This window comes from Aeromonas sp. R1-1 (assembly GCF_040908495.1).
Classification (GTDB): domain Bacteria; phylum Pseudomonadota; class Gammaproteobacteria; order Enterobacterales; family Aeromonadaceae; genus Aeromonas; species Aeromonas veronii.
Map to the genome: position 1 here is coordinate 1 of NZ_JBFODV010000027.1, position 2,646 is coordinate 2,646.

At 58.8% G+C, this 2,646-nt stretch carries 4 protein-coding genes; 1 reads left to right on the forward strand and 3 read right to left on the reverse strand.

Features of this window, described 5'->3' with window-relative positions; translation table 11 throughout:
* Window positions 1-151 precede the first annotated feature (151 nt).
* Entirely contained in the window at window positions 152-673 is a 522-nt protein-coding gene (gene dsbB, locus AB5Y92_RS01230; protein ID WP_005336895.1) for a disulfide bond formation protein DsbB, read from the forward strand.
* Between the two features lie 79 nt (window positions 674-752).
* Here dsbB and AB5Y92_RS01235 read toward each other — a convergent pair whose 3' ends face one another.
* The 3 genes from AB5Y92_RS01235 to AB5Y92_RS01245 all read right to left on the reverse strand — a co-directional run.
* The gene (locus AB5Y92_RS01235; protein ID WP_040069761.1) at window positions 753-1,400 is read right to left on the reverse strand and encodes a DedA family protein; all 648 of its coding nucleotides are present in this window, start codon (window positions 1,398-1,400) and stop codon (window positions 753-755) included.
* Window positions 1,401-1,578: 178 nt separating this feature from the next.
* A complete protein-coding gene (locus AB5Y92_RS01240; RefSeq protein WP_368225232.1) occupies window positions 1,579-1,836 on the reverse strand; it encodes a YkvA family protein in 258 nt (85 codons plus the stop codon).
* Window positions 1,833-2,646, reverse strand: an 814-nt coding sequence (locus AB5Y92_RS01245) for a helicase-related protein (RefSeq protein WP_368225234.1), incomplete at its 5' end; no start/stop codon positions are given. The genes AB5Y92_RS01245 and AB5Y92_RS01240, both read right to left, overlap by 4 nt.

Consider the following 2,646-nt stretch of genomic DNA (forward strand, 5'->3'; position numbering starts at 1 on the left):
GCTGGAGCGTTACGGGAGGGGGGTGAATATCAAAGCATGTTTGCATGAGGCGCTGGGGCGCCCCATGCAACACGTAATTGGGACATAGCCTTTTCTTTTCGGTTCCGCTCTGCTCTAATTCAGCCACTGTTTTTTCTGAGAGATCAATGAGATGATCGAGTTTCTCCGCCGTATTGCCGCCCATCGGCTGGCTTGGGGCCTGTTGGCAGCATCAGCCCTGTTCCTCGAGTTGTGCGCCCTCTTCTTCCAGCATGTGCTGGGCCTCTCCCCGTGCGTGATGTGCGTTTACGAACGGTTGGCGACCCTGGGGGTGCTTGCCGCCGGTCTGCTCGGCATGGTGGCGCCGGATAAGTGGTATGTTCGCTGGAGTGCCATGTTGCTGTGGGGCTACAGTGCCTTCCGCGGCTTCCAGCTGGCCCTCAAGCATGTGGACTATCAGGTCAACCCCTCCCCGTTCAACGTCTGCAGCCCGTTTGCCGACTTCCCGAGCTGGGCTCCGCTCGATCAGTGGCTCCCCTGGCTCTTTATGCCGGAAGGGGATTGTGCCCAGATCACCTGGCAGTTCTTCGGTTACTCCATGCCCCAGTGGCTGGTTGTCATCTTCGCCGCTTACCTGTTGGTCTTCACCGTGGTGGCCATCGGCAATCTGGTGAAAGGACGCTGCTGCAACTGAGTGTCATGCCCGTGTGGAGATAAAAAGGGGGGAGCCATGATGGCTCCCCCCTTCTCGTTCTGGCTGACCGTATTTCTGGTTACGCCCTGGCAGTGCTCATCTTGGCCTTGACCGCGCCAATTACCATGGGCAACAGGGAGATACCGATGATGCCGAAGATCAGCAGGGTAAAGTTGTGACGCACCACCGGCAGATTGCCAAAGAAGTGGCCGGCATAGACGAAGGAGAGTACCCACAGCAAGCCGCCAACCAGGTTGAACGCCAAGAAGCGCGGATAGGTCATGGCACCCATTCCTGCAACGAACGGCGCAAAGGTACGCACGATGGGCAGGAAGCGGGTGATGATGATGGTCTTGCCACCATGCTTGGCATAGAAGGCGTGGGTCTTCTCCAGATAATCCCGGCGGAAGATTTTGGAGTCCGGGTTGCGGAACAGCTGCTCGCCGAAGAAGTGCCCAATGGTGTAGTTGACCACGTTGCCCAGCACGGCAGCGATGATCAGCACGGCCGCCAGGGTATGGACGTCCAGCACGCTGCCCACGGTAAGCGCACCGGCGGCAAACAGCAGGGAGTCACCCGGCAGGAACGGCGTCACTACCAACCCGGTTTCACAGAAGATGATCAGAAACAGGATGGCATAAACCCAGACGCCATAGTTCTCGAACAGCTCTTTCAAATGCACGTCAACGTGCAGGATAAAGTCGATTGCAAAGAGGATCAGATCCATTTTTTCCATACCCATAAAGTGAACGGCGTGGAGTCTACGCCAATGCCATTCGGGCGACAATCACCGGCCAGCCTCTTTTTCATCCTGCAGAGCCCACCTTCAAATGAAACCGTTTTTCCGCTTCCTTCGAGGGTGGGAGCGCACAGAGTGATGTCGAGCGTGGTGTTGAAAAGGTGAACTAGGAGGCCTGTTCCAGATCGCTGCGCACTGCGGGGGGAAGGCAACGCTCCCAACCCCACAGCAACACCTGCAGCAGGGTCACGTCATCGAACCAACCCAGCAAGGGCACCACGTCAGGGATAAGATCCACCGGACTAATGCCATAGAGCAGGATAAGGATCACCAGTCCCCTCGCCCACCAGGGGGTACCGGGATGGCGAAAACCATGATAGAGACGACGAAGTCGTTGCCAAATCAGCCAGCGTTTGCGGCTCATGACTCGATCAACTCGCTGCGCAGCCGCTGGATCTGATCCCGCAGTGCCGCCGCCTGTTCGAACTCCAGATCCCGGGCATGTTGGAACATCTGCGCCTCCATCCGTTTGATCTCTTTGGCAATCTCGCTGGCAGAGCGGACATGGTACTCCCCTTGCGGCTCGGCCGCCTTGCGCATCCCCTTGCCTGGTTTGCCTGCCGTGCGGCTGCCCCCCATGTCCATCACATCGCCAATGGATTTGTTGAGCCCTTTGGGGGTGATGCCATGCTTGAGGTTATGGGCATGCTGCAAGGCGCGGCGCCGCTCGGTCTCCTCAATGGCTACCTTCATCGAGTTGGTGATGGTATCGCCGTAGAGAATGACCTTGCCGTTGAGGTTACGCGCCGCACGGCCGATGGTCTGGATCAGCGAGCGGGTCGAACGCAGGAAGCCCTCTTTATCCGCATCCAGAATCGCCACCAGCGACACCTCCGGCATGTCGAGACCTTCCCGCAGCAGGTTGATGCCGACCAGTACATCGAACTTGCCGAGGCGCAGATCGCGGATGATTTCCACCCGTTCGACCGTATCGATATCGGAGTGGAGGTAGCGCACCTTGACGTCGTGCTCCGCCAGATACTCGGTCAAGTCTTCCGCCATCCGCTTGGTCAGGGTCGTGACCAGCACCCGCTCCTCCACCGCGACCCGCTTGCGGATCTCGGAAAGTAGATCGTCCACCTGCGTGGTCACCGGACGCACCTCGATCTCCGGATCGAGCAGACCGGTTGGGCGCACCACCTGCTGCACCACATCGCCGCCGGACTTCTCCAGC

Bases quoted from the DNA above. Each gene is read 5' to 3' on its own strand.
- AB5Y92_RS01240 (WP_368225232.1), bottom strand. From the start codon at position 1,836: ATGAGCCGCAAACGCTGGCTGATTTGGCAACGACTTCGTCGTCTCTAT.
- AB5Y92_RS01235 (WP_040069761.1), bottom strand. From the start codon at position 1,400: ATGGATCTGATCCTCTTTGCAATCGACTTTATCCTGCACGTTGACGTG.
- dsbB (WP_005336895.1), top strand. From the start codon at position 152: ATGATCGAGTTTCTCCGCCGTATTGCCGCCCATCGGCTGGCTTGGGGC.